Raw genomic sequence first — 25,758 nt, forward strand, 5'->3', positions numbered from 1 at the left:
TATATTTCGGCTTTTCGCCCGAAAGCCGAAAGGTTCCGGTTATGCTGTTTTTTCAATAGCTTGGAACCGCAATATATTTCGAGCGCGTCAGCGCTTCCCTTTCCGTTTCGGACGGCATATAAGGGGCTTGCGATAGAGAAACCATGCACAACTCGGAAAGAGTTTGCATGGCCAGTACATACAAAGGCATCGGCGTAGGGTTCTCCTCCGATGCAATCGAAGCCCTAGATGCCTACGCCGCAGCGCAAGGCATCACGCGTGCCGAAGCTATCCGCACCTCCGTCAATATTGGTCTGCCGATGCTCAAGCTGGGCATCGCCCTTAACGGGCAACGCGCACTTACGATCCTTGAGCATACCCAGCTCGCGCTCTCCCTCCTGGTCGAACGCCAGTACCCGGAAGACAGCGAAGAACTCGTTAGAGCGGCTATGCGCAACGTGCGAGAGCACCATGCGTGAGGACATTCGCCTGAACCGCAAAGCAGTCACTTTGCAGCACGCTTCGGCGCGCGGAAAAGTGAAAAGAAACGCGAACAATTTTACCCGCGGCTCGCAGCTGTTTCATCACGAGGTCATGATGACCTGGGCGGGTATCCGATTGCCCGTTTTCATCTGGATCGGAACGACGATCCTGCTGCTGTTCGTGCTGGGGTATCTTACCTTCGAAAAGCATGAGGTTCACCTCGTTCTAATGAAGATCCTTGCGGGCATTTGGAACTTCACAGGGCTGGATCCATCGAAGCCCATCAATCTGACCCTTCCGTCGGGCCAAATCGTGCAGGGATCGATAGCGATAGTGCCGTACCATCCAGCGGTCGAAGCGGCGTGGTCCACGGCCGTCCGCATCAGCGTTTCCTCGATGCTCGGCGCGGCATTCATTTGCGTTCCGCTGACCGTCTGGTTCGTCGACTTTTCACAACGTCGCGGATCGGAAATCCTGAACGAGCGACACGAGCGCGGCGCGATCATGGTCGAACGTCCGGTTCTGCGCGAAAGTATCCTTGCGCATAACCGTGACGAGCATCGCAAGGAGTGCCTTTCCAGGAAGCCGCCTGTCGATCCGAAAGCGGTGCTTGAGGCACCGTTGAAAGATCGTGTGCGTGAAGGCTTCCACGAGCCCTATATCCTCGCTGGACTGCCCTATCCGTGGCGCCTCGAACAGAGCCACGCGATGTTCATCGGTACGACCGGTGCGGGTAAGACGACCGAGCTGAAAAAACTGGTCACACAGGCGCGTGCTAGGGGCCATCGCTGCGTCATCTTCGACCTGACCGGGACATTCGTCGAAAGCTTCTACAACGAAGAGACGGATGTCATTCTGAACCCAATGGATAAGCGCTGCAAAGCGTGGTCCATTTTCGATGATTGCCACAACTACGCGGAGTTCATGAGCGCGGCGACCGCACTGGTTCCCAGTGGACAGAGCGTGGAGGACGATTTCTGGCAGAAATCCGCTAGAACCCTGATGGTCGAAATGTGCGTGAAGCTGGCCAAGATGGGCGTCAGATCGAATGGCGGACTAGCCTATTTTTTGATGATGTCGGATCTCAAGACGATCCACGCCCAGCTTGAAGGAACGGTTGCCGGTCCGATGATGTCCCCATCGGCCGCCAAGATGGCGGAATCGATCCGCACGACATTCATCGCGAACGCCAATGCCTTCCGCTTCCTGCCAGATCCCAAGCCGGGCGAAGAAGGCTTCTCGATCAAGAAATGGATGACCGAGGATGTAAAAGAAGGCTCGATCCTGTTCATCACCTCAACCCATCCCGATCTTGTCCTAAACAGGCCGCTGCTAACGCTCTGGATGGACCTTGCGGTCAATGGGCTGTTCGAGATGGGCAGGAGCCGCAATCTGCGCACCTGGTTCCTCATTGACGAAGTCCATGCCCTGCACCGCCTGCCCGCAATCGATCATGGTCTGCAGACCGCGCGCGCGTTCGGCGGCGCCTTCGTGCTCGGGATGCACTCCTTCGACAAACTGGAAGAGACATACGGTGAGCATGGGGCCACCAATCTGGCCTCGCTCGCCGGTACAAAGCTGATCCTCAAAACAGCCGATCCCGAGACATCGCGGCGCTGCTCTGAATTCATCGGGAGCCGAGAGGTTCGCCAGATGGATGAGGCTTACTCCTACGGCTACAATAACAGCCGCGACGCCTCGACGATCACTCCACGCACCGATGTGAAAGAACTCGTCATGCCGGACGATATCGGCAACCTGCGCAGCCTTACCGGCTTCATAAAATTCCCGGACGGCTTCCCCGCCTCGCGGGTGAAGCTGAGCTGGAAGGACTATCCCGTCCGCGCAGAGGGATTCCACCGCGTCACCGACATGCGTGCCGGCGAGTACGTGCCGAGCGAAGATGTAGCCGCGGAAATGGGGGTTGATGGACGCGAAGGGGAGGGGCCGGACAACGTGCCGAAGGACAGGCGCGATGGGGTTGATGTAGTCCTCAGTCAGGCGGAGCTTGAAGCCGAAAAGCTGCGCGAAGAGGTAGAGGGCTCGCTAGATCGAGAGGTTGACGAGCGAGAGAGGGAGAACAGTCCGGAATTGAAGCTTGGCGACGCGATCGAGGAGACCGCCGATCAGCGGGATCAGGACGACGTGCGCTCGTACATGAACGCAAAGAAGAAGGACGATCGCGAACGCCAGCGCATTGCGATGCGGGACGTTCAGGAGCGCGGTGCGGCGGCCAAGAACACGCTGGCACAGACGCGCACCATACGAGGGAAGGATGACGGCCAGGAAAGCATTCTGGCGCGCGAGAACCGCCAGGGGTTCGGGCGCGAGGAGGAACATCGCAAGGAAGTCGCGATCGAGGAAGATCAGGAGCTGGGCCGGTGAGCCGCCTGTCAACGATCAGCCATATCGATCCAAAGAGCAGAGCCGAAATAGGTCAACGGCTGAAGGCTGTCCGAACGAGCGTGGGCGAGGTCGGTGAGACCTTCGCCCAAGCGATCGGAACCTCTCAGGCGTCACTGTCGGGTTATGAGAATGGCAAGAACGCAATTCCGATCCGGATCGTCCTGTGCCTGTGCGAAACCTATCAAGTAGACGCACACTGGTTATTGCTCGGCCGGGGGTGGATGATTCGTTTTGTGCGTCAGGCGGAGGCGACCTGAATGCTCTCGGTCGCATCCGTTTCGTCGGCAAGTGGCGCAGCGAACTACTTCGCCAAGGACGACTACTATGTCGGCGACGGCCCTGCCGAGCTGAGCGAATGGGGAGGGAAGGGCGCCGAAGCGCTCGGTCTGAGCGGTTCGGTGTCGAAGGAGGACTTCGAGCGAGTCCTCGATGGGAAGCTGCCCGACGGGACCGTCGTCAACGGCGCGGAGAAGCGCAGGGCAGGTGTGGATCTCACCTTCTCCATGCCGAAATCGGCGAGCCTGATGGCGCAACTCGGCGGCGACAAGCGCGTCCTCACGGCGCAAGAGGCGGCCGTGAAGGCCACGATGGCCTATCTCGAAAAGCATTTCGCCGAAGCGCGCGACTATTCACGCAATCCCAACGGCGAAGCAGTTCAGACCGGCAAGCTACTTTACGCTCTCTTCCAGCACGACACGAGCCGCAAACTCGACCCCCAGAACCATACACACGCCGTCATCGCGGCTATGACACAGGACAAGGCGGGCAACTGGAAGGCGCTCTGGAACGGTGAGGTCTGGAAGAACAACTCCGTCCTCGGATCGATCTACAACGCGGCGCTGCGTTCAAATCTCGAAAGGATCGGCTACCGGACCGAGCTCACCGGCAAGCACGGCCAGTTCGAAATCCAGGGCGTGTCGCGCGAGGTCATCGAAGCATTCAGCCAGCGAAGCGCTGAGATCGACGCGAAAGCGAACCAGATCGGAATATCAACGGCGAAAGAGCGGGATAAGGTCGTCGTCAATACCCGCGATCCCAAGCTCAATCCCGACGACAAGCAGGCGCTTCGCCAGGAATGGGCCAAGCGCGCGGAAGGGCTAGGCTTCGATGCGAAGCGGCTTGTGGAACAGGCTCGTGCCCGCACAGATAATGGCCGTGAGGGGACTTTGGGCACGGTGGATCGTGTGCGCGGCGTTATCGCTGCGGTACAGGAAACCACGCAGCTTTACACGAGACCCGCCGACGAGCTGACCACGAACGGCCTGCACCGCATGGGCCTCACCCCGACCCAGCTGCGCACCGAGCTCGCGACGGCTTCGGCCGTCCGAGTGATCGGAGAGCGCGAAACTTCATGGACCCGCGGCGAACTGGTCAAGACGGCGCTCGATCTCGGCATCAAGGGCGTGACCGCCGAAGGCGTGGAAGCCCGCATGGAGGTGCTGATCGACAAGGGGCAGATGCTGCCCGGCAAGAGTACGCGGCTCGACGGTGCGGTGGAGAAGTTCACCACCCCCGAACATGCGGCAATAGAGCGGGCGACCCTCGCAAACGTGACGGCCGGCAGAGATGCGAGCCCGGGAATGATCGAGGCTGGTGCAGCCCCGGAGCGCCTGCGCGCGGTATCGGGCGACCACGATCTCAATGCCGAGCAGATCGCTGCCGGAACGCTCGCATTGTCGAGCAACGACCGCACGGTCGTGATCCAGGGCGTCGCCGGCGCCGGCAAGACGACCCTCATCTCCGCGATCGCCAGCGTGGCGCGTGAAGAAGGCAGGGATGTGATCGGCCTCGCGTTCGCGAACAAGATGGTGAACGACCTTCGGAACGAAACCGAAATACGCTCCTCGAGCGGCGAGCTGGCCAAGGAGGGTATCGAGGCCAAAACCGTCTCTTCCTTCGTGAACCAGCATCTGCGCGCCGCGCTTCACGGGAGCGGACCCACTTTCGAAGCCTCGCGAGCCGCGCTCACGGGCAAGGTCCTCGTTCTCGACGAAGCTTCGCTGGTCGCCAACAAACCGATGAACGATCTTCTCACGATCGCCAATCGGTTGGGCGTCGAGAAGCTGGTGATGATCGGCGACAGAGCGCAGCTGCAACCGATCGAGGCGGGCAAGAGCTTCTCGCTCATCCAGTCCGATGGCCCCGCACTGGCGAGGCTCGACACCAGCCTTCGCCAACGGACCGAACACATGAAGGACGCCGCGGGCCTGGCCCGAGCGGGCAAGTTCCGAGAGAGCTTCGCCTCGCTCGGCGACAAGGTGGTCGAAGCGGGAAAGGACCACTTGGCGGTAGCAGCCAAGACCTGGCTCGATCTCTCGCCCGAGGACCGGGAACGCACCGCCATCTACTCGTCCGGCAGAGACGCGCGCGCGACCCTCAACAAAATGGTTCAGGACGGACTGAGAGCCGAAGGCTCGATCAAGGGCGAGGGGATGGTGCTTGATACGCTCAGACCGGCCCACGCGACCCGTGAGGAGCTTCGCTACGCATCGACCTATACCAAGGGGCAGCTGCTCGAAGTCATGCGCCAGAACGCGCCTGGCGGGCTTTCTCGCGGCCGATACGATGTCGAGGGTCTTGACGAGAAGGGCAGGGTGCTTCTGCGCGACGAGAACGGCAAGCTGAAGCGCTTCGATCCCGCGCGCATCGATCCTGCCGACAAGCGCGACGCCTTGCGTCTCTCGGAGAAGACCAAGGAAACCATCCACGAAGGCGACAAGGTCCGCTGGACCGAGAAGGACGACGCGCGCAAGCTGATGAAATCCGAGGAAGCAAAGATCCTCGGCATCAAGGACGGCGTCGTGACGGTCGAGAACCGGCACGGCGAAACGGTCGAGCTCAAGCAAAACGACAAGATGCTGGAGCGCATGGGCCTCGCCTACGTGATCAACATGCATCAGGCGCAGGGTGATACGCGCGACATGGCGATCGGCGAGATGCACTCGTCGGCGCGGCATCTCTCGAACCAACGCCTGGCGCTGGTCATGATGACCCGCGTGCGCGACGACATCACCATCATCACCAACGACCGCGACCAGCTCCTCTCACAGATCGGACGCAATCCCGGCGACAAGACCAGCGCCCTCGAGACGCTGGGCGAAAAACAGGTCGAGAATGCGCGCAGCGACCGCGCCGCTCCCGACTTCAATCCGAGAATTCCGGAACACCTGAAGGTCGGCGAGGCAAGCGCGGACCGCCTGCCATCGGTCGACAAGGAAAGCCTGCGCGCGGTGCCGCAGATCGACCTTCCCGAACGCAACATCGAACGTGCCCGATAGGAGACTGGCAATGGACAAGACGCAGCATGGCCTGATCGCCAACGACCCGAAGAGCGACAGCCTGATGGCCGTCCTCGAGCAGCAGCCGACCCTTACCAACTTCGTGAAGCAGGCCGGGCTGCAGGAAGTCGCCGAAATGGTGGAGGGGGACAATTTCGTGGTGTGCGATCTAGACCTGCACGGTGTCCAGGGATGTGCCGACATGCGCGAGATGATCGCGAACCAGCAGATGGTGGCCGAGTGCGTCGCCATCGGCCTCGCCATCCTCGTCGCGGTGATCGTCGGGTCGATCGCCGTCGCTTTCGTCAACCTCGCAACGAAGTTCGCCGCGCCGATCGGAAGGAACCGCGTCTACGCGCTCTTTCCGCGGCGCCTGAACGAATTCTGGAAAGGCAGCACGACATGACCAACGTCCTAACCGGGCCGTGGGGCCTCTTCACGGTCTCGCCACGGGAGCTGATCGAAATCGGCGTGATGATCGGTGTCGCGGTCGCCCTGACAGTGATGATCTACTGGAACATTCCACGCTGGTCGGGCGAGGACTGAACATGGACAGCCAGTTCCTCCTGATCGTTGTGATCGCGGGCGTGGTGATCGCGACGTTCGCGATCCTGAACAGCCTGCCGAAGCGCCAGCTTTCACAACTCAAGGCTCGCCCGAAACCGCTGATGACGCCCGCCGAGCGCAGGGTCTGCCTGATGATCGAACGGGCGATGCCTGGCGCACGGGTGCATTCGCAGGTCTCGATGGGCGCCATCATGAACCCGGCCAATGGGCTGTCCAAGTCGGAGTGGTGGACGACCTTCAACAAGTTCAGCTCCAAGCGCGTCGACTTCCTGGTCGAGGATCCGCATTCCGGTAGGATCATCCTGCTCGTCGAGCTCGACGATCGCAGCCACGACCGCCGAAGCGACACCGATCGCGACGCCCTTACGCGTCACGCCGGATACACGACTGTGCGCCTCCCCGCAGGCGAACGCCCCACGCAAACGAGTGTCGAGAGGCACATCGAAGCCGCGCTCGGACCGGCTTTCCCGCATCCGGCGCAATCACCCTGGCAAGCCACCCAGACCTGAAGGAGGACCACGATGGCATTCGATTACGAAGACGTAGGCACATTCGGCAGCAAGCGCGCAGCCGAAGACTGGGCTCACCGAAACAGGGTGGACCTGCGCGACTTGCACATCCGCAACGCTGGAGGCGACCGGGTCGAGGTCGGCATCCGCAAGAGCGGTTACGACGACAAGGAGAAATACGACAACCGCCACGGAGAACGGCGGGACGGATTCTGGCGCTGACGCCGGACGGGCGCACGCGCGCCCGAACCTTTCCGCAAGGCAGAGCCCTTCGGAAAAACCACCCCGCGAGGGGCCTAACGCGCCGCCGGCGCACCAACCAGTCCGGGCAACCGGAAGAAGAAAAGGGAAGTGACAGATGTTGAAGAAGATGATGATCGCCGCCGCATTCGCAGGCGCATTCATGGCCGTACCCGCGGCCGCGCAGGACGCTGGCAATGATGCCCATGCGGAGCACCAGGCAGCCGTCGCGTCGGCCGTGGCCGAAGGCACCAACAAGGCAGCGGGCAACGTCGCCCGGCAGATGCTCGACATGGTCGCCAAAGAAGCGAAGGTGCGGGCCGCGATCGACCAGAGCGGGGCGGCCAAGAAGCGTCTCATCTCGCTCAACGACGCGGTCCGCTGCGCCGACTGCGAGGAGGAAAAGCACCATAAGTGCGACGACGCCAAGTGCGACGACGCGGCGAAGTGCAAGAAAGCGAAATGCCAAGGCAAGGCATGAGGTTGAACGGAAGGGCCGTGATCGTCGACGAGCCGCAGGTGCAATGCCCCTTTTGCCGGGGTTTCATGCCGGGATGGCTATCGCGCTATCCCGGCAAAGCCTGCACGCTGTGCGAGCGGCCCCTTCTTCTCGTTCCTTCCGCATCCTCCGTTCGCCACCGCTCCATCCTAAGCGCCCTCGACGTCGCCAAAGTCATCATGCTGCCGGTCATGGCCGGTGCGACCATTTCATTCGGGTTCGGTCGCCTCGGCATCGACGGGTTCGCGCAAATCGTCGCCGCCAGCCTCCTCGCCTGGGGGATGATCGATGTCTGGGACGGAACCGCAGGGCTGAAGACGGGCATCGACAAAGTGAAGAAGCAGATCCGCCGCGGCGCCGCCGCGCGCAAGATGTCGATCGCCAAGACCATCTTCGGGCTGTCATCGACCATCCTGGGCGGGCTCGGCCTGCTGATGGCGATCTGACGATTGGCATCAATGATCGCGAATACATGAAGGAACGATACCGCAAGCGCGGGGGAGCCGTCGGTATACCCATTTGGCGCGAACGCCACGCCCGCATGGAATATGACGAGGCGGACATGGTAGCCGGCCGCTATCGCGCACAAGCCGGCTCGATGCTTCGCCTGGGTCCTGCCAGCTCCGCAACCGGTTCGAGAAAGAACATGCTTGCCGCGGCCGCGCTTGTGTTCGCCGCGATCGTCTATTTCCTCGCCGCACAGCCTTTCGGCGACGTCCTCGATTTCAGCGGGCTGCCGAAGACCGGCGAATTTCGCGTGCTCGCGAAACTACGCGCAGAACCCACAGGGTTGCTCAAGATCACCGCGCCGGACGAGGATATCGCGCTGCATCTGCTGGACGCCGACGACCGCGAAGTGTTCGTCGGATTCGTCCGGAAAGACGAAGAAGGCGCGCTGACGGTACCTGCCGGCCGATGGCATACCATCGTCACTTCGGGAACGGCCGAGAGCCTGCAGGTCGCAACGGACCTCACGCTTGGCCATCCCCTTGGCATTATCGAGATCTCTCCGGGGGAGGCTGTCACCGCCTCGCGCGTGGCTGAGGACCAGCAAACGGAGAGCGAACAGTAAGGAAAATATCAGACAATCGAATGAGATGGCCCTAGAATATCTGCGCTAGCGACCGCGCAGTTAAAATGGGCCAAAGCAATGAAAGGAGAATCCAGATGCACTATGCCATGAAACGCCTGCTGCCGATCGCGGCTGCCTCCATCGCCTTGGCTTCGCCAGCGCACGCGCAGCGGGCGGACCGGTCGATCGAAATCTACCATATCTTCGACCTGAAGACCGACGCCCCACGAGCCGAAGTCACGCGGGCCATCACGGATTCCCTCAACAACAACGTGTCCGACATCGAGACAATCATGCCGCTCGTCCGCGGCGCACCCCCCGAAACACCCGGGACGTTCGAGCTCGTCGACCCGTTCGAGAATTCTCGCCTCGGCGCTTTCGGAGCCTTGATCGGCGCCTCGCAGCGCGCCCAGCTGAAGCAGGTGCAGTGCGATGGTGCCGTCTGGATCGCGAATGCCGTGCGGCGCATCCGTGGTTCGCAGAACCTTCGCCTCACGATGTGCCTGTTCCCCTACACGGAGGGCTATCACCTGGACGTGTACGCGGTCGACACCGAGGAAAAGGGCGGTGGCCTCGCCGCGAAGCTCGGCCGCGCGATCGCCGGAGCGGTGGTCAAGGATCCACGCGAGTGGACCAACAAGACCATCGTGGGCACGGTCCGCTCGGTCGCCAACAAGACTGGCGCGACGGTGACCTACGTCGAAGGGCAGCCCGCCTTCACCGACGCGCCGTGGAACGATGCGAATACGCTCATTCCGCAGGAGTCGGAGCAAACCGACGAATAGGAAGCGCAAACCCGGCCGCGGCCCAATTCAATTTCCCCGATCAATACATCCGGATTGGACACAAGAGAATTGGCAAGCATCGACACTGCGAATTAGCAAACCGTATGGCAACACAAGAACCGCCCCTGCCTGAACGTGAGGATTTTCTTCTCATCCTGAGCAAATCGATTAACCTTCTGTCGAGTTCGACGATAGGAAGGGTCCACTCCTGACGGCCCTTCATCGATGACTTCGGCCGGCATCTATGCCATCTACCACTACGAGACGCTGAGTCGCTCGCTTCTGGCCCAGATCGGCGCGATCTGAATGAAGACAGTCGGATCGCCTCGCGCGTGAACGTCAGATGGATAATCCTCGCGGTCGAGTTTCTTCTGATCTTCGCGATAACCGCGTATTTCTACGCCAACGCGCTGGTTCAGCTCGTAAAATCCGCCCTCGAAATGACTCGCTCCGCCTTCTGATCGACCAACATTGTTCCCTTTTCGTTCGCTTTGAGGCAAAGGCGTCGAAACGGAGGAGCTATGTCGCCTGTCAGCCTGGTCGAACTCAATTTGACAAATGCCACGTTAAACGAGATTCCGTGTCAGGAAAGGTGAGATTCTCAATCGCTGCGGCAAAGCACCCCTCCAATAACTAGTTAATATGAAGAACTTACGCGAATTCCGAGAATTCGGACGATTTTTTTGCCAAGCAGCTGCGTCGGTGATTTAGACGAGTATTCTTCGCAACGCCCAATGCCGGTTTCGGTCACGCTCAAGACCGTTGCGTCGACCGCGCAGATCCTGCCTTATCGTCGGACTGCAAATGACAGGATTTCCTGTTGATCGACCCCCGTTGGTTGCAGCCGACGGGGGTCATTTCGTTTGAGCATTTATAAATTCTCGGAGCAGCTAGCACCACGGCTCGCGTCGGCCCGACCACGTCCGAGCAACGCCAGCGCTGTCAAAAGCCTCGGAAAACGGGATTCCGCGCCAGATAGAGCGAGATTCTCATTTCGTGTGGCTGGCAGCAAGCCCAATCTGCACAGCAAAACAATACTTTAACGGGCACGCGCGTTCCGACCGACATTTTTTTGCCAATCGAGCAAACCGCAAATTTTCGGATAACAACAGTGGATGACCGGAAACGGAGAAACCTGCACGATTACTGGGTTGGCTGTCTGATTTTGCCGGTGCTCCTTTATGCGATCGTGCGGCTTCTAATTCACCTAGCAAGCTAGCCGGGGGTCACGACCGAGCGAGGCGATCCGCTGGTTGGCTTTCATCAAACCTCAGCTACAGCGAATTCGGGCGAGCCTGCCCAGGTAAGCTCCCAAGTCGCTCCTTGTCGGATGTTCTGGACAAGTGTCGTGCGGAATGTCGCCAGGCAGCTTCCACCGGCCCGGCGTGACGACGGATAGACAACACCACCGAAATCGGCGCCTCGCAGTTCCCGCGCCAGTTTTTGCCCCGCTGCATGGCCACTTTCCTCAACGGGATCGAGGTAGTCCGCTCCGTCCTGGTCGCGCAGATCCACGAAAGGTCCCAGAAACCCTGCGATCAGTTCACGGTACCGCGTGACGTTCTCATAGCGGCCGACGTTGTGCAGTTCGCGGGTCAGATGGTGACCGACTTCCGCCACAGCGGTCTCGTTCGGCGCATCACCGAACGCCGCGTACCATGCACCGCGATTGCCGTCGTTGAAGCGGCTGCCTTGAGGACGCGTGTAACAGAATGCCGCGTTCACATAGGTCCAACCATAACCGTAGGCAGATGTCAGCAGTTCGTCCTGCCGCACCTCGGAAGGCAGCGGCATATTCTCGTTTTGCCGGAGTGAAGTCTTTCGCTCGATCTCCTCCAGAAAGGCGAGTGCGGCGTCCGTGTCCGCCAGCGGAGCCATCGCGGGCTCTTCGATATAGGCTGTGCTTATCAGCCGGATTGTCGCCGGTTCGACGATCTCAACAAGCGGTAATCCTCGTGGGACCGTGTTTTCGACAAGCTGCACGGCCGCCTCACAAGCCGCCGCGCAGCGCGTCGATATGCTGGCGGACCGCCGCCATCGCGGGAATACCGCCGGCGATCATCATATCGACCGGCCGCCTGCCATTGTAGGGCGCGCCTTTGTTGGCCAGCGTCGGCCACTCGGTGGTAAGCGGCCCGTTGAACAAGAGCCGCAACCCCTTGAAGATGCCGATGATGAGGCTTGCGCGCGTGACCTTGTCGCGATCAAGGCGACCCTTGAACGCATCCTGCTTCATCCGGTCCCAAGTAGCTTGGGGAACATCGAACAGCGCCGCACCTTCCTGACCGGATAGATCCCAGTGCTGGGCGGCACGAACCACAGCTTTCACGATCACGGAGACCTGCTCGCGATCGGCGATCGGGGCGACCTGTGGGCGCTCTAAGTCCTGGACACTTGTCATGCTTCACCTCTTATGATAGAGATATCTATATCATATGAGGTCCGATTGCAAGTGCAGTCGGACGTGCAAACGAGGCAGACCACCGTGTCGAAGAACATTTTGATATTTTCCGATGGCACCGGTCAATACGGTGGGCTGAAACCCGACCAGCGCCTGTCGAACATCTACAAGCTCTACGCCGCGGCGCGCCCTTCCATCGACAATTGCATCGACCCTGCCGACCAGGTCGCATTCTACGATTCGGGCCTTGGCACAGGAGAAGATGGGGGCGGATGGGGTCAGCGCCTTTCGCGTATATTCGGTTTGGCCTTCGGTACCGGTATCAGCGACAATATTGCCGACTGCTACGAGGCGATCCTCAAGCACTACGAGCCGGGCGATCGTATCTATCTCTTCGGGTTCAGTCGCGGCGCCTACACCGCGCGGTGCGTGGCGAATGTGCTGAACCTGTGCGGGGTCCCGCAAACGCGCGAAGGTGGCCCTATCCCGCGCGGCGGGAAAGCGCTGCGCGACATCGCCGAGGAAGCCGTGTTCGAAGTCTATGAGCACGGTGCCGGCAAACCACGCGGCGACTACGAAGAAGAGCGCGAGGAGAAGGCGCGCCGATTTCGAGCGAAATACAATTGCTGCGGCGAAGGACTGGATGGCGAGGAGCAGGGCAATGTCGCGCCGTACTTTATCGGCGTTTTCGATACGGTGGCCTCACTCGGGACGGCGCGCGCACGGACCTTCATTTTCGCCAGCTTCTTTCTTTCCCTCGGCGCCGCCCTGATCGCGGGGTTCTGGATCAAGTCTGCATGGGCTGCAGCTCTTCTGGCGATCCCCGCTCTCTGGTTGCTCTACAAGGGGCTCGGCATGGCGAAGCGGCAATGGAAGACCATTACCGACTGGCCAAAACCTGGCCAAAAGCGATCGCACAGCGCCAAGTGGAACATGAAGAACGCAGACAGGTTCCTCGACACGAACGTGCGCTTTGCGCGCCATGCATGCTCGATCGATGAAGACCGCAAGCATTTCCCCATCGCAGGCTGGGGCTATTCCTCCGACGTTCAGCGCATGGATCACCTCGATCCGCCCTGGCTTCGCCAGGTCTGGTTTGCCGGCAACCACTCGGACGTTGGGGGTAGCCATCCAGAAGACGAGTCGCGGCTTTCCGATATTGCCTTGCAGTGGATGGTGGAACAGCTCGACGAAACCAAGCATCCGATAGAACTGAACCGGGCCCGCCTCAACCTGTGGCCCGATGCGCTCGGAATCCAGCATGATGAGCGCCGAGCGCTGCTCGACGCCCCCTGGCAGGCCCTGCTACCCAGGAAATGGCGAAAGACATGGCCGCAGGAAGCCAGATCCATCAATCCGCAAGCGGAATTGCATCCGAGCGTTTTCGAGCGCGCTCGCGCAACGTCAGTCAGGAACTACGACCGGCACGAGCCTTACCGGCCGAGCGCGCTCCAGAAGCACGAGAAACTCTTGGCAGCCGGGTCGACGACCGAGCCTCCGGCGCAACCGATCAGCCCCGATAGGCCGGGCGCCGAGGGCAACCAGACCGATCCGTAACTGGTCACGCCGTTCGCCACAGACCGACATGCAACCGAGAACCCGGCCAACCCTATAGAATTAGCCTCCCAGTTTCGAAAGCTCCGTTACCCACGATGCCCTCCTCGACAATCATCAAGATGCCATCGGACGACAAGGCCTTCGAGGAAAACTGTGTGCCGCTGTTCTGCGGCGTCCTGAATGACCCGAACGTCAAGCTCGTCGGCACGCGGGGCAAAGCCCAATCGGGGATCGATCTGACCGGCAGGCGCGACCGCGATCCCACGCAGCTGGTCGGTATCCAGTGCAAGCTCATCACGCGTGGCGGAAAGCTCACCGAGGAGATCGTCCGCGCCGACTTCGCCAAAGCCCTGCAGATCACTCCGGCGCTGACCGAATTCATCGTCGCCACCACCGCGAACGACGATCTCGAATACGATCGCATTGCAAACACGCTGTCGCAGGAGCAGGCGGCGCTCGGCCGCCGAATCGACGTCCAGGTCTGGGGATGGGACACGCTCCAACCGAAAATTCGCGCGCATAAGGCGGCGCTCGATGCGTTCGATCCCGGTCACAGCGCATCGACCGATCGGATTGTGGCCCTGGGAGAGGAATCTCTCGAGCGCCATGGCCATACGAAAGCAGCCGTCGATCGCGGGTTCGAGATGCAGGAGCGCATCCTGAGAACGGTGACGGCCATCGATGCTGGCCGCAGCGGTGAACTGGATGTTCACCTCGATCTCCAGATCGATGGGTATCGCGACATCCTCAACGGCGGCAAACCGCACACCGCGCTCGGCCTGCTCGAGAACCTCGAAGCAAAATTGACCGCAAACAGTTCTGCAGCGATACGTGCGCGCACTCGCGCCAATATCGGCCTCGCCTACCAGCGGCTCGGCGATGACGAGCGAGCCGGCGAACTGCTTCTCGAAGCCTACGAGCTCAATCCCGACGATCCGAAAGTCGCTACCAATCGCGCTCTTGGCCTTCAGCTTCTCGGACGCTTCGAGGAGTCGACGCAGTGGGCGCGCGCGCGGCTGCGAGAAGATTCCTCCGACGAACACGCCGCCGCCTTCCTGCTCCAGGCGGCGACGTTTCTCACGGACCTGGACGATCCGAGTGCAGATATCCCCGAAGAGCTCTGCAACAGCGAGCTGGTCCGTATCTATCGCTGCGCCTTCTTGCGCTCACGCGGCCGTGACGACGAATGGCGGCAACTGGCGATCAAGAACTGGCACGACAATCCTGACAGCCTTCCCGCGGGCCGGCTTGCCGGCGATGCCTACCTCGAGATCGCGATCGGCGATGGCCGGTTCGAACGATCGGCAAAGATCGACTCCATTAGGCAGGAGGCGCTCGCATCTGCGCGCGACCTCCTGCAAAACTACTGGGACGAGGTGCGGCAATACGAAAACGCCGATCAAAACACCTACAATTGCGTCGCCTGCAATCTAATCACCGCCTATCGCGCTCTTGGCCATCCCGAGAAAGCCGACACGATCGCCACGCAATTGCTCGCGATCGCTCCCACCGACGAGAACGCGCTGATGAACGCGGCCTACGCATCGATGGACCAAGGGCACCATGAGAACGCACTGGGCCATGCTCGCAAGCTCGATGACGGGCCGGCGAAGACCGCCCTGCTGTTGCATATCTGGTCGGCGCAATCCAACTGGGTGAGCATCCTGGACTACAAATCCGACGAACGGCGCAGCGCTTTGTCGGAAGCCGTCCAGGAGCAATACGACGCGATGGTTTTCCGCGCGACCTACGCGGCCGACACGTCGCTCGATTGCCGCGAAGACGCAGATATTTTGCTGGCACGCTGGCCGGCCTCGCTGCCGGTGCATGTCACGGTAGCCGATGCCCTCAGCCACCGCGGTTCGGACCGCTTGGGTCACGTGATCGACAGAGCGATGGGGCTGGTCACCGATGCCACGAACTTTGGCCATCGATCGATGCTCGCGCATCTGTTCTACCTCGAAGAGCGATGGGACGATGTCATCGGAACGCTCAGTGGCTTCGTCGCGCTTGATCGCGACACCGTACAGCTGTCCTGGTTGGCCCTTTCGCATGCGAACAGCGACGAGCGAACCAGGGCGAGCACCTTCTTCCGCGAACTGTCTCCCGAATTGCTCGCAACGTCGAAATACGCCCGCCTTGCGGGAGCGGCCGAGCACAACCGCGGCGATGTGAAAGCGGCCGAGCGGTATCTCCGCATGGCAATAGCGGACGACCCCAACGATCTACGCGCGCACTTGCTGCTACAAAGCGCGCTTCAGCGGGCGAACAAGTCCAGAGATGCGCAAGATCACATCCTGCCGCTCGACGAAACGAAGCTTGTCGGAAACCCCCATGATCGCCTGCGACTGGCGATGCTCCTGCGCCATTTCGGGGAGGCTGGACGCGCACTCGAACTGGCATTCGATGCCGCATCGCAAAATCGCGGGGACCGCGAGATCGTCTCGTCGTATCCCGGTTTGATTTTTACCGACGAGGAACTTCCCTCGTCGATTGCGATGGCCAAGGGCCTTGGCCCAAACTTCTGGTTCAGGCTCGAAGGCGTCGATGGCGAGGAGCCTGTCGAGGGCATTCTCAGCGACGAGCCAATCCCGGAGGTCCAGACTTTTCCGGGAACCCATGCTCTCGCGGCGGCGCTTGCAGGAAAGGTCGTCGGCGACAGCGTGACCCTCCCGCAGAACATGGGGCCCGACCTCACTTATGAAGTGAAAGAGGCGAAGCACAGATACATCTGGCTGCTCCACGATATCATGCACACGCACGGGGCCCGGTTTCCGGAAGAGACCGCGATGTTCTCGCTGAAAACCAGGGAAGGGGATGTCCAGCCCATCCTCGACATGGCGAAAGAGATGTCGGAACGCGGGCGCTCGATTATCGATGTCTATCTCGAAAACGCGATACCGCTTGCTGCCGTCGCTCCGATGTGCCGCAAGAACGTCATCGAGATGGCAGACCATCTCGTCATCATCGGCGAGGATCTTAGGACCTGCCTCGGCGATCACGGCGAACGAAACAACGCGCAGCAAGCGGTCGTCGAGGGCAAGGGGCAAGCTGCGGCTCTGGACACGATCGCGGTCTGGCGCGCGAGCCAGCTCGGGGTGCTGGACGATCTACGCGATTGGTTCGGAACACTTTATGTCGCGCAATCCTCGTTCGATGAACTGCTGGAATTACGGTCGAGTTCGGAATTCGCGTCGCGGCAGGATACCGGGTTCCTCGGCTATCACGAGGGCAAGCACTTTCGTAGCGAGCTTACGGCAGAGGAGGCTGGTGCGCAGAAAGCGCGGATTGATGCGGCGCTCGAGGACATCCAGCGCTGCTGCGAAATTGTCCCTGTCGACGATTCCCAGTCGATCGAAGGCGGGTGGAAATCCGCGCTGGCCGAAAACTCGTTGCTTCTTGATCCGATCCTGGCCGCGCGCGAACGCGATTGCCTGCTGCTTTCCGAAGAATTGAACACCAAACAGCTGGCACATCAGCTCGGCATCGCACGCACTTCGTGGCTGCAGGCCACCTTGATGACGATGGCCGAACAAGGCGCGCTCGCAAACGGAAGCTACTACCGCGCGACCGCCCGGCTCGCTGTCTCGCGCCACGGGCACGTGTCGCTCAGCGGAGACGCACTGCTCGGCATTCTCCTGCTCGAAGATGAGTTTGCCTTCGAGTATTTCGGAGCCGCGAGCCGCTACATCGGCGGCGCAAAAGCCGAGCCGGTCTCGCATATCGAGGCGGTGAAAGGCTTCGCGCTCGCTGTTGCGTCCGCTAAACTTCCTGAATGGCAAAGAGGGCGAGCTTTGGGCTTGTTAATTGGTCGTCTTATCGCCGGCCGATCGGACTGGCATCCACTTCTGTTTGTTCTCGAACTGCAGCTGCGAGCTTTGCGAGCACGGCTATCGAACGCGCGCTGGGCGCACGACTATCTCATCGAGTGGTTGCGGGGCCATTTCATCGGCATCGACGAAGTTCGCGAAGACCCGAGACTAACCACGCGTAAGAAGAAGCGGATCGCCAAAGCTAGAACCAGGAGATCGTCTTGATTGCTCCGGCCGCAAACCGGGAAAGCCAAAATTTGCTTGCCGCTTGGTTTAACAAGAATGATTCACACCTTCCCTTCCGCGCGGACGCCGTGTCAGGGGACCTGGTCATAGCCGAAATTACAGGCGAGCAGGATATCGGTAGGGTGATAGACATTGTGCTGGCCCCGGCGCCGCCCTGCTTCCGATATCAGATGCAGGTTCTTTTTCGCCCTTGAGCATATAACATACAGGAGCCTGTTCGCGGCCGCGACCTTGTCGTCCTCGTTGAAATGCGGGACCATTCCCTCAAGGAGGCCGAAGGCGATCACGGCTTCGAATTCGGCGCCTTTCACACCATGGATCGTCGAAACAGTGATCCCGGTCTTCTCATCGAAAACCTTGCGGAACATGGAAACGTCGGCAATCGCGGTCGCACCATCTGCAACAAGCCGGTCGATACGCCGCTGCGATCCTTCGACGAAGGCCTCGTAATGCTCGACCAGCATTGGGGAACTAGTGCGATCGATGCCGAGCGCCGAGAAAAGGGCGTCGAAGCATTCGAGCAAATATGCAAGACCATCGGTTTCGGTCGAGGAGATACCGTTCGAGACGCGCAACAGACTTTTGCGGGTAATCGCGGTGGTATTAATGCCCGCCAGATCGAGCGCGGCGATCACTTCACCGGCCCATCGGCTGCGCCGGATGTAAAGCTGCGGCGAAGCCTCGGTCAGGATGATCCGAGCAAGCTTGTACCAAAAATTGTCGATGTCCCGCGCGAAGGGGACCATCCCGGGGCCGGAGAAGCTGTAATCGGGCAAAGCCGCCACAAGCTGGCGTGTCATGGCGGCAAGCGGCAACCATTGCGGTCCGACGATGCAGACTTCGCTGGGCGGAATTCCCAGCGTGTCGATGTTGTGGCGGATCAGCCGCACGACCTCAGCCACCAGCATGTCGCGGTGCGTCGAATGGTCGTAGGAAATTGCGCTCGCAAAGTTCTTGTATTTGCCTCCCGCGCTGATCTTGGAAGTCAGCTGGTTGAAGTTCTCGAAATAGCTGACGATGCGATCCGATGAGCGGTAGTTCACCGAAAGGTCCATCTCGGTAAAGCTTACACCGCTAAGTGCGGAAAACTCGGCAGGGGTGATCGCATAGCCGCCAAGCGACCCGTAGATCGCCTGATTGGGATCTCCGACAACGAACGCTCTGGCCTTGCCCATCGACGCTTTCAGGATGGCGCCAAGTATCGCGTAATGGATTTCCTTGGTGTCCTGATACTCATCGACCAGCACGATCGCGAAAATCGAGCCCAGAAGCACGCTGATGGATGGGACGTCCCGGACCAGCTCGTAGGCGTAGGAGAGTATCATCTCGAAATCGACCTGACGACTGGAACGCAGGTCGGCCCAATATTGCTGGAGAAGCGCATCGACACTGGCCTGCTTCCAGTGCGGGCAGGAGATGACATAGCCAGTCGAGGTAAAATAGTGGCCACAGTCAAAGGTGCGAAGACCGCCGCCATGCTGAGTGCACAGTAGCTCATGTGCACGTTCGGTATCGTGCGCATTGATCACTCGGAAGCCGTGTTTGAGCTCGGGGTGGTATACAGCGTAAGGTCGCAAGATCCACTCGAGGCAGAAGGAATGGATAGTGCCGATCCAGAGCTGACCGGTGTCGACGCCGAGCTGTTCGATCCGCTCCTGGATTTCATCGGCCGCGCGGTGAGTGTAAGTGATCGCAACGACACGCTGCTTGTCGGACGTGAGCAACGATAGTTCACGGGCGATCTTGTAGGTCAGCGTATGCGTCTTCCCGCTGCCAGGGCACGCGGTCAGGAACACGCTGCCGGGTTGCTCAATCGCATTGACCTGATCTGCGTTCAGGGCATTCGCGTTCCAAACGAACATCAGAGCATCGCGATGATGGAATTAATCCGATCGCCGGGGAATGCGGCCAGCATCTCGGCGCGCACCGCGGCAAAGTCGATCTCTCGATCGCGAAAGCGCGCGATTGTATCGCGCATCACATCGACCTGAGATTGCAGTACCAGCCCCGACGCAACTTGAACCTTGAGTCGGTACTCGAGAATGCTCGCCATGGTTTCGACGGAGATCGGCCGATGTGCGCTAAATAGGGCGGACAGGAGATAATTGGGCAGATGCACATCGGGGGTGATTGCCTTGCCGAGAATGATCGCGAACCAGCCCTTGCCGACTTGCTTCGCCATCGTGAGCACACGCGTTCCATAACGGGCGATGTCACCGGATTCGAGGTCGGCCTTGGCCTGAGCGATGGTTCCTGCGTCAACATAGACGTCGTTCAGGATGGAGGCCACTGCTGCATTGTTGCCGGCAAGAATGAAGTCCACTTCGAAGGTATGCTGCGCGAAATGCGCGCTCAGCCAGGCATTGTCGTGGCAGAAAGCGTTGAGCCGAGCCGAACGGGCCGCTCCGGAGGTCTGCGATCCGAGCGCACGGCTCTTCGCCTTGATCTCGGCATCGCTGTCGAGCGGATCGGGCGTCAGGTCGATAAAGGCCTGGTCGAGGTCCGTGATGATCGCGCAATTTTTGCGAATTCGCATATCGTGGAAAAGGACGGCCACATTCTCGAAGCCTGTGCTGCGAATATTGATCAGGCTGGTGCCAAGTTCGTCCAGACTCAGACCGAACACCTGCCTTATCAGGATCGGAACGAGAATCTCCTCGGCGTCTCCCTCGACCAGCAGCACACTTTTGGCAAAGAGCAGATTGCTGCGCACCGCGTCGAGGTATCGCTGGATATTACCGATCTGGCCGGGATCGAGACCGGCAGCGGGTTGAAAGACTTCGCAAACACCACCGTTTCGTCCGAGGATGTTGATGTTCTCGACATTGCTGACTTCTGAGATGTGAGTCGAATGCGTCGAGTAGATAATCTGCGTGTCGTCATAGTTCAGGCGGTCGAACAGCGTTTTCTGGATATGAGTATGGATGTGCGCCTCGGGCTCCTCGACCACGAGGAAATTGGCAAAAGTCTGTTTGACCTTCTGATATTTAAATTCGAGGAGCTTGAGGGTCAGGTAAATGAGGTTTGCTCCGCCTAGGCTGAGCTCATGGATCGCGCCCTCATATCCGGCTTCCGATTCGCCGACGAAGAGCTTCAGCGACTGGAAGAGGCGATCGGCTTCATCGGACAGGTCGGACCGGATAGAGAGGGATTTCGGGGAGTAGGTTTCGCCTGCTGCATCAGTGATTGTTTCGCGGATATCGGCGCGGATCGCGCCTACGTCGTCAAGACCCTCGATCGCATCATTCAGGTTAGACACCAGGTCGCTGATCGGAGCAAAGGCAGCGGGGTCGATCTCGCCGCTCTTGCCCTTGAGCAGAGTGAGCAGCGGATTGGTGCGATTGTTCTGGAACTCCGCAACGACGTCGCGGAGCGCCTGGACGAAGGTGAAGCCGACTTCGCGCGCAATCGAAAACATGCCGGGGACGACCCCGCCAATTTCGGGCGGGGTGAGTTCCTCCGGGAAAGTGACTGTATCGAAATCGCCGACAAGCGAACGATAGACATCGGGATCGCAGAAATCAGCGCTGCTTTTGCCGGTGAAGATCGTTTCGTAGTCCGACAGACTGACCTCGGCGCGCAGCGCCGCCAAGCCAGCATGATCGCCGACAGCCAGCTCGCCTAGCTTCTGGCGAACTGCAGCTTTCGGACGGAAGATCAGATTATAGGTCGCCCGATCAACGGTCGCGGCGGCGATGTTGCCGGTAGCGTGGAGGAACAGCGACTGGATCGTTTCATCCTGCGACACATCGGTGAATTCGAGGCTGATGATGATCCAGTGACCGCGCCACTCGGCGATACCGCGATGGAAGTCGCGTTCATCGAGACGGTAGGCCATGCGGAGCAGGTTCTCATCGAGAAGCAGCCGGATCGCCCGAAACAGGTTTGTCTTGCCGGACCCGTTCTCGCCGATGATCGTGTTGACGCCCTTTTCAAACTTCACCGTCGCAGCGGCAAAGTTTCGGTAATTGACCATCTGGAGTTTCGATATGTGCATGGTTCCCCCGGATTTGAGTTTGTAGCGTGATCAGGTGCGATCGGAAAAGCGGTTGAAGGGGGTGATCTCACGCACCAGCAACTCGACGTCGCGCAGATAGATTTCTTTGCGAAGAAAGGCGATTTCATCGCCCTGCAGACCATCGTCGACATCGATGTACCAAGCGCGGGGGTTGGGATTGTCGTCACCGTTCCAGCGATAGCCGCGTGCCTTGAGCACGTCCTTCAAATCGAAAGGGGAGTTCTCCGCCCAGATTCGCCAGCTTGGGCGTCGGGCCTTTTCCAGAAGCTTCTGCATTGCCGGCACGCGGCTTGCGGGAAGCGGCATAGCGAGCAATTCGATGGCTGCGCGACAGTCATGAACGGCGCGGTGACGATCGTAGAAAAACCCGGCGCCGGCGGCGAGATAGGCCAGTTTCACGCCTTCATGACCTTCGCCGATCCAGTCGATCTGCGACATCGAACAGGCCCAGGGTTTGAACACAAATGCATCGCTGAGACGTTCGAGAAACCGCCGATCAAAGCCGGCATTGTGCGCGATCACAAGAGAAGCGCGATCGACCAGTGCGCGGACAGCGTCGAGATCGATACGATGCCCGGCAACCATCGCGTCGGTAATCCCGGTCAAACGGGTTATTTCGGGCGGAATCGGCGCCGACGGCTCCTGAAACTGTTCGAATGGTGGACCAATATCGCAAATCAAACCGTCGGGGAGATAGCTGAACGGTATCATGCCGAGCTCAATGATCTCGTGCTTGGTCGGATCGAGCCCCGTCGTCTCAACATCCACGAATAGACCGAGACGGGTCGGGGCACCGCCTGAATCATTGATTCGAAGCCTGGGTTGCAAGCGTCGTAGTACGCGGTACTGCCCACTTGCCTGTAATGCCTCGGCCATCGCGTCAAGATCGTTCATTGTGGTCCCTGTCGCCTATAATCGGCATAGCCGATCTAACGAAGGCGACTATGGCGTTAATTCAAATTGTCTACGATATACCTGCGATGCCCTGCGCGGCGACGGGTCTGGGGACTGCTGTTCGATTAAGCTGCCAAACCGGGGGAAAGGTCGCCACTTGGCATTCGTGGTCGGCCACCACTCAATACGTGATGGCCGACCGTCGATCTACTCCGCGTCGCCCGTCCAATCGTCGTAGTCGTCGGGGAGATGGCTCAGATCTTCAGGTGGCTTCGCGAATGTTTCCCATTCTTCCGCCGTCATCATGTCGGTCCGGATGCTTTTCTGCAGTTGGTTGTTCCAGTCGGGAATGGCGGAGATGCGAACCAACATCACCTCGACCTTGCCCTTGTCGTAGATTTCGAACGTCCGCGTCTTCGCCAGTTCGACATAATTGCCAAGATCCTGCGCCAGCTCGTCGACCGAGATGCGGAAACATGCATGTGGTTTCATGGAGTTAGAACCTTTCGATTGCGTACAACAATCCCGCCGACCGCGGAGCCGCGTGGGCGATGCAGTCGGGCAGGCAAAAGGCTCGTGCCGAGAGTGATAGCCGATCGGGAGCGGAAGGAAAGCCCCGCTCCGTTAGCGCTCAAGCTGGCGCATCAGGTAACCGGCACCGGCCGGCGTGGCGTTCACCGCGATCGCGAGCTTGTTGCGTGTCAGCGACGGCAGAGCGACCCGCAGCTCGGCCGCATCGACCAAGCGGCTGCGCGCGGTCCGCCGATATCGCTCATGCAACCGCGACATTTCTCGCTCCATGCGATCGAGCGAGCGAGCAGCAAGCGGCGCCTGACTGAACAGGCACTCGGCAAGCAGGTCACGCCATTCCGCGAACGACGAGCACAGAAATTTGTGCCGGGGGACGAGCGAGGGAAGCAGGTTCGCGCTGAGTCCCGAGCGCTGTAGCAGTGTCGGTACCATTATCATCACCAGCCAGGCACGGAGATGGTCGTGGCCGAAGGAGATGGTGCGCCCGTCGGGGAGAGTCGCAACCAGCTCGGAATGATCCGCGGCGCGGCGAACCAACCGCGCCATCTGGGCAAGCCTACCCGAGATTGACGTCAGCGATGGCTCGAGCCCAGGCTCATCCGTAATCTTGCGGAGACCGCGCCACAGCGGGCCGTAATGGACGAGGTCGGCACCCGACCAGGTCGACGCCTCGGCTTCAGCGTCGAACAAGCCTTGCAGCAACCGACGAACCTGGCGATCGCGCCCGGCGGACGCGGGCGCAAGGCTGGCGAAGAAGAAATGGACGATTGCCGCCACTCCAAGCGGATCATTCAGCCCCTCGCTCGCGCGCGGCGGTGAACCCGACCCAGCGACCCACGCCTCGATTGCGTTTGCATCGGTCGGCACTCCCGCGTTGCACGCGGTGATCGCCGCGCCTTCGAAACGCGCACGGATGCTCCAGGCCGTGCGCGCCGGACTGTGGGTCAGGCGCCCGTCGAGCCGTCCGAGGGCGAGGAGAGGGTCTAGGCGTTCCATATATATGCGTGGTCGAATATCCAACGATTCTAGTCGCATATGGATTCCGCAGGAAAGCAAAAAGTGGGTTAGCTTTCGCCCACTCGTACGGTTCGCGAGCGCACATGTGATAAGGGGAACTTATCACATGTTGCAAGATCGCCCGTTCTGACTAGTTTTGTGCCGACGTGCCCGACATCGCACCCCCTTCAGCGTCGCCCGGTAGCGCCCTCACCGAGCTGCAAACCGACCTCGCGATCGCATTGCGCACACCGAACGTCGCCGTCGATCGCGAGCTTCTCGCCGCCTATGTCGAGGCGGCCGCGCCGAACTCGATCCGCGCGCTGCGACAGGACGTCGAAGCATTCGACCTGTGGTGCCGGCGCAGCGATACCCGCGCGTTCCCCGCGACGCCCGGTATGGTCGCGGACTGGCTGAAGCATCGCGCAAGCGAGGGCGCCGCGCCCGCCTCGCTGGTTCGGTATAAGGCGTCGATCGCCAAGGCGCACCGGCTACTCGGTCTCGACGATCCGACCAAGCACGAGATCTGCCGGCTTGCGATCGCTGCGCACCGCCGCAAGGTGGGCTCGCAGCAGAAGCAGGCGCGACCGCTGCGGTTCCGCGGCGCGGTCAAGAATCCGGTGCAGGACACTCCGCGCGGCATCCATATCCGCGCAATACTAGCCGCCTGTGACGGCACGCCCACGGGCCTCCGCAACCGCGCGCTGCTTTCGGTTGCCTACGACACGGGCCTGCGCGCGAGCGAACTGGTCACCATCGCGCTCGAGGACATTGTCGAAGCGCTCGACCCCGATGCAAGGCTGCTCCGGATCGGTCGACACAAGGGCGACCAGGACGGCGAAGGCTCGACCGCCTATCTCTCGCCGCGCAGCGTGGGGGCGCTTGATGCCTGGCTGCGCGCTGCGGACGTCAGCGAGGGTCCGGTGTTCCGACGGGTCATCGTGCGGCGTTACGCCGCCCGGCCCGCGCGCAGGCGGATCGATCCAAACACGCTGTCGGGCCGGGCGATCTGGGATCCACGCAGGTTCGCGGCGAAGGCGGTGGTCGCTGCGCGCACCGAATACCATGTTGGCGAAAAGGCGTTACATCCTGGCTCGGTGACCCCGCTCGTCCGCGGCATGATTACTGCAGCTATCGATGCCGGCGCGTTCGGCGATCTCGACAAAGAACAGGCGAGGAAATTGGTCGCAGGATTCAGTGCCCATTCGACGCGGGTCGGGTTGAACCAAGATCTGTTCGCGATCGGCGAAACGCTCGCCGGGATCATGGATGCGCTGCGGTGGAAGTCGCCAAAGATGCCGCTAGCATACAACCGCAATCTTGCTGCCGAAGCTGGCGCAGCAGGTCGGCTACTATCGAAGCTAGATTAGGTCGTTCGGCGAGCGGTGTTTCGCAGCTGACACCGGCAGCTTTGCGCCCTATTGTGTTGAAAAAGTCTGCCGCGCGTTTTGGTCAGCAATAATCGAATCTTGATGGGCCGTTCGA

21 protein-coding genes are annotated in these 25,758 nt (G+C 60.4%); 14 read left to right on the forward strand and 7 right to left on the reverse strand.

The features are described 5' to 3' along the window. The first annotated feature begins 228 nt into the window (after positions 1-228). The 11 genes from PF049_13850 (at position 229) to PF049_13900 (ending at position 9,818) form a co-directional block, all read left to right on the forward strand. Positions 229-2,847 carry a type IV secretion system DNA-binding domain-containing protein gene (locus PF049_13850; GenBank protein ID WBY18122.1) on the forward strand — a complete coding sequence of 873 codons (2,619 nt, stop codon included), beginning with the start codon at positions 229-231 and terminating at the stop codon, positions 2,845-2,847. Continuing rightward, a complete protein-coding gene (locus PF049_13855; GenBank protein ID WBY18123.1) occupies positions 2,844-3,125 on the forward strand; it encodes a helix-turn-helix transcriptional regulator in 282 nt (93 codons plus the stop codon). The genes PF049_13850 and PF049_13855 overlap by 4 nt, the downstream gene beginning before the upstream one ends. After that, positions 3,126-6,146 carry a conjugative relaxase gene (locus PF049_13860; GenBank protein ID WBY18124.1) on the forward strand — a complete coding sequence of 1,007 codons (3,021 nt, stop codon included), beginning with the start codon at positions 3,126-3,128 and terminating at the stop codon, positions 6,144-6,146. A gap of 10 nt (positions 6,147-6,156) precedes the next feature. After that, positions 6,157-6,552: a hypothetical protein gene (locus tag PF049_13865; GenBank protein ID WBY18125.1), complete on the forward strand. Its 396-nt coding sequence runs from the start codon at positions 6,157-6,159 to the stop codon at positions 6,550-6,552. Then, positions 6,549-6,692, forward strand: coding sequence for a hypothetical protein (locus PF049_13870; GenBank protein ID WBY18126.1), 144 nt, complete (start codon positions 6,549-6,551; stop codon positions 6,690-6,692). Before PF049_13865 ends, PF049_13870 begins: the two co-directional genes overlap by 4 nt. 2 nt (positions 6,693-6,694) lie before the next feature. Then, positions 6,695-7,222 carry a DUF2726 domain-containing protein gene (locus tag PF049_13875; protein WBY18127.1) on the forward strand — a complete coding sequence of 176 codons (528 nt, stop codon included), beginning with the start codon at positions 6,695-6,697 and terminating at the stop codon, positions 7,220-7,222. A gap of 12 nt (positions 7,223-7,234) precedes the next feature. Beyond that, positions 7,235-7,444, forward strand: a complete 210-nt coding sequence (locus PF049_13880; protein WBY18128.1) for a hypothetical protein — start codon at positions 7,235-7,237, stop codon at positions 7,442-7,444. 148 nt (positions 7,445-7,592) lie between these two features. Beyond that, a complete protein-coding gene (locus PF049_13885; GenBank protein WBY18129.1) occupies positions 7,593-7,943 on the forward strand; it encodes a hypothetical protein in 351 nt (116 codons plus the stop codon). After that, entirely contained in the window at positions 7,940-8,407 is a 468-nt protein-coding gene (locus PF049_13890; protein WBY18130.1) for a hypothetical protein, read from the forward strand. The genes PF049_13885 and PF049_13890 overlap by 4 nt, the downstream gene beginning before the upstream one ends. Positions 8,408-8,433: 26 nt before the next feature. Continuing rightward, positions 8,434-9,033 carry a hypothetical protein gene (locus PF049_13895; protein WBY18131.1) on the forward strand — a complete coding sequence of 200 codons (600 nt, stop codon included), beginning with the start codon at positions 8,434-8,436 and terminating at the stop codon, positions 9,031-9,033. Between the two features lie 107 nt (positions 9,034-9,140). Continuing rightward, complete coding sequence (locus tag PF049_13900) at positions 9,141-9,818, forward strand: hypothetical protein (protein WBY18132.1); 678 nt, start codon at positions 9,141-9,143, stop codon at positions 9,816-9,818. Between the two features lie 1,263 nt (positions 9,819-11,081). On the opposite strand, the gene PF049_13905 is transcribed toward PF049_13900, so the two are convergent. Together PF049_13905 and PF049_13910 are read right to left on the reverse strand one after the other, a co-directional pair. Continuing rightward, positions 11,082-11,801: an RES family NAD+ phosphorylase gene (locus PF049_13905; GenBank protein ID WBY18133.1), complete on the reverse strand. Its 720-nt coding sequence runs from the start codon at positions 11,799-11,801 to the stop codon at positions 11,082-11,084. Positions 11,802-11,808: 7 nt separating this feature from the next. Continuing rightward, the gene (locus PF049_13910) at positions 11,809-12,219 is read right to left on the reverse strand and encodes a DUF2384 domain-containing protein (GenBank protein WBY18134.1); all 411 of its coding nucleotides are present in this window, start codon (positions 12,217-12,219) and stop codon (positions 11,809-11,811) included. A gap of 84 nt (positions 12,220-12,303) precedes the next feature. Between PF049_13910 and PF049_13915 the strand changes: the two genes are divergently transcribed. Further along, the gene (locus PF049_13915; GenBank protein ID WBY18135.1) at positions 12,304-13,776 is read left to right on the forward strand and encodes a DUF2235 domain-containing protein; all 1,473 of its coding nucleotides are present in this window, start codon (positions 12,304-12,306) and stop codon (positions 13,774-13,776) included. Between the two features lie 95 nt (positions 13,777-13,871). Further along, positions 13,872-17,813 carry a hypothetical protein gene (locus PF049_13920; protein ID WBY18136.1) on the forward strand — a complete coding sequence of 1,314 codons (3,942 nt, stop codon included), beginning with the start codon at positions 13,872-13,874 and terminating at the stop codon, positions 17,811-17,813. 92 nt (positions 17,814-17,905) lie between these two features. On the opposite strand, the gene PF049_13925 is transcribed toward PF049_13920, so the two are convergent. The 5 genes from PF049_13925 to PF049_13945 form a co-directional block, all read right to left on the reverse strand. After that, positions 17,906-19,696 carry an ATP-dependent helicase gene (locus PF049_13925; GenBank protein WBY18137.1) on the reverse strand — a complete coding sequence of 597 codons (1,791 nt, stop codon included), beginning with the start codon at positions 19,694-19,696 and terminating at the stop codon, positions 17,906-17,908. Further along, entirely contained in the window at positions 19,696-21,831 is a 2,136-nt protein-coding gene (locus tag PF049_13930) for an AAA family ATPase (GenBank protein WBY18138.1), read from the reverse strand. The genes PF049_13925 and PF049_13930 overlap by 1 nt, the downstream gene beginning before the upstream one ends. A gap of 30 nt (positions 21,832-21,861) precedes the next feature. After that, positions 21,862-22,746: a 3'-5' exonuclease gene (locus PF049_13935; GenBank protein ID WBY18139.1), complete on the reverse strand. Its 885-nt coding sequence runs from the start codon at positions 22,744-22,746 to the stop codon at positions 21,862-21,864. A 207-nt stretch (positions 22,747-22,953) separates the two neighbouring features. Next, positions 22,954-23,238 (reverse strand): hypothetical protein, encoded by a 285-nt coding sequence (locus PF049_13940; GenBank protein WBY18140.1) that lies wholly within the window; start codon positions 23,236-23,238, stop codon positions 22,954-22,956. A 132-nt stretch (positions 23,239-23,370) separates the two neighbouring features. Next, a complete protein-coding gene (locus PF049_13945) occupies positions 23,371-24,273 on the reverse strand; it encodes a hypothetical protein (protein ID WBY18141.1) in 903 nt (300 codons plus the stop codon). Between the two features lie 167 nt (positions 24,274-24,440). Between PF049_13945 and PF049_13950 the strand changes: the two genes are divergently transcribed. After that, entirely contained in the window at positions 24,441-25,643 is a 1,203-nt protein-coding gene (locus PF049_13950) for a tyrosine-type recombinase/integrase (GenBank protein WBY18142.1), read from the forward strand. The last annotated feature ends 115 nt before the right edge of the window (positions 25,644-25,758 follow it).

This window comes from Erythrobacteraceae bacterium WH01K (assembly GCA_027941995.1).
Classification (GTDB): domain Bacteria; phylum Pseudomonadota; class Alphaproteobacteria; order Sphingomonadales; family Sphingomonadaceae; genus CAJXSN01.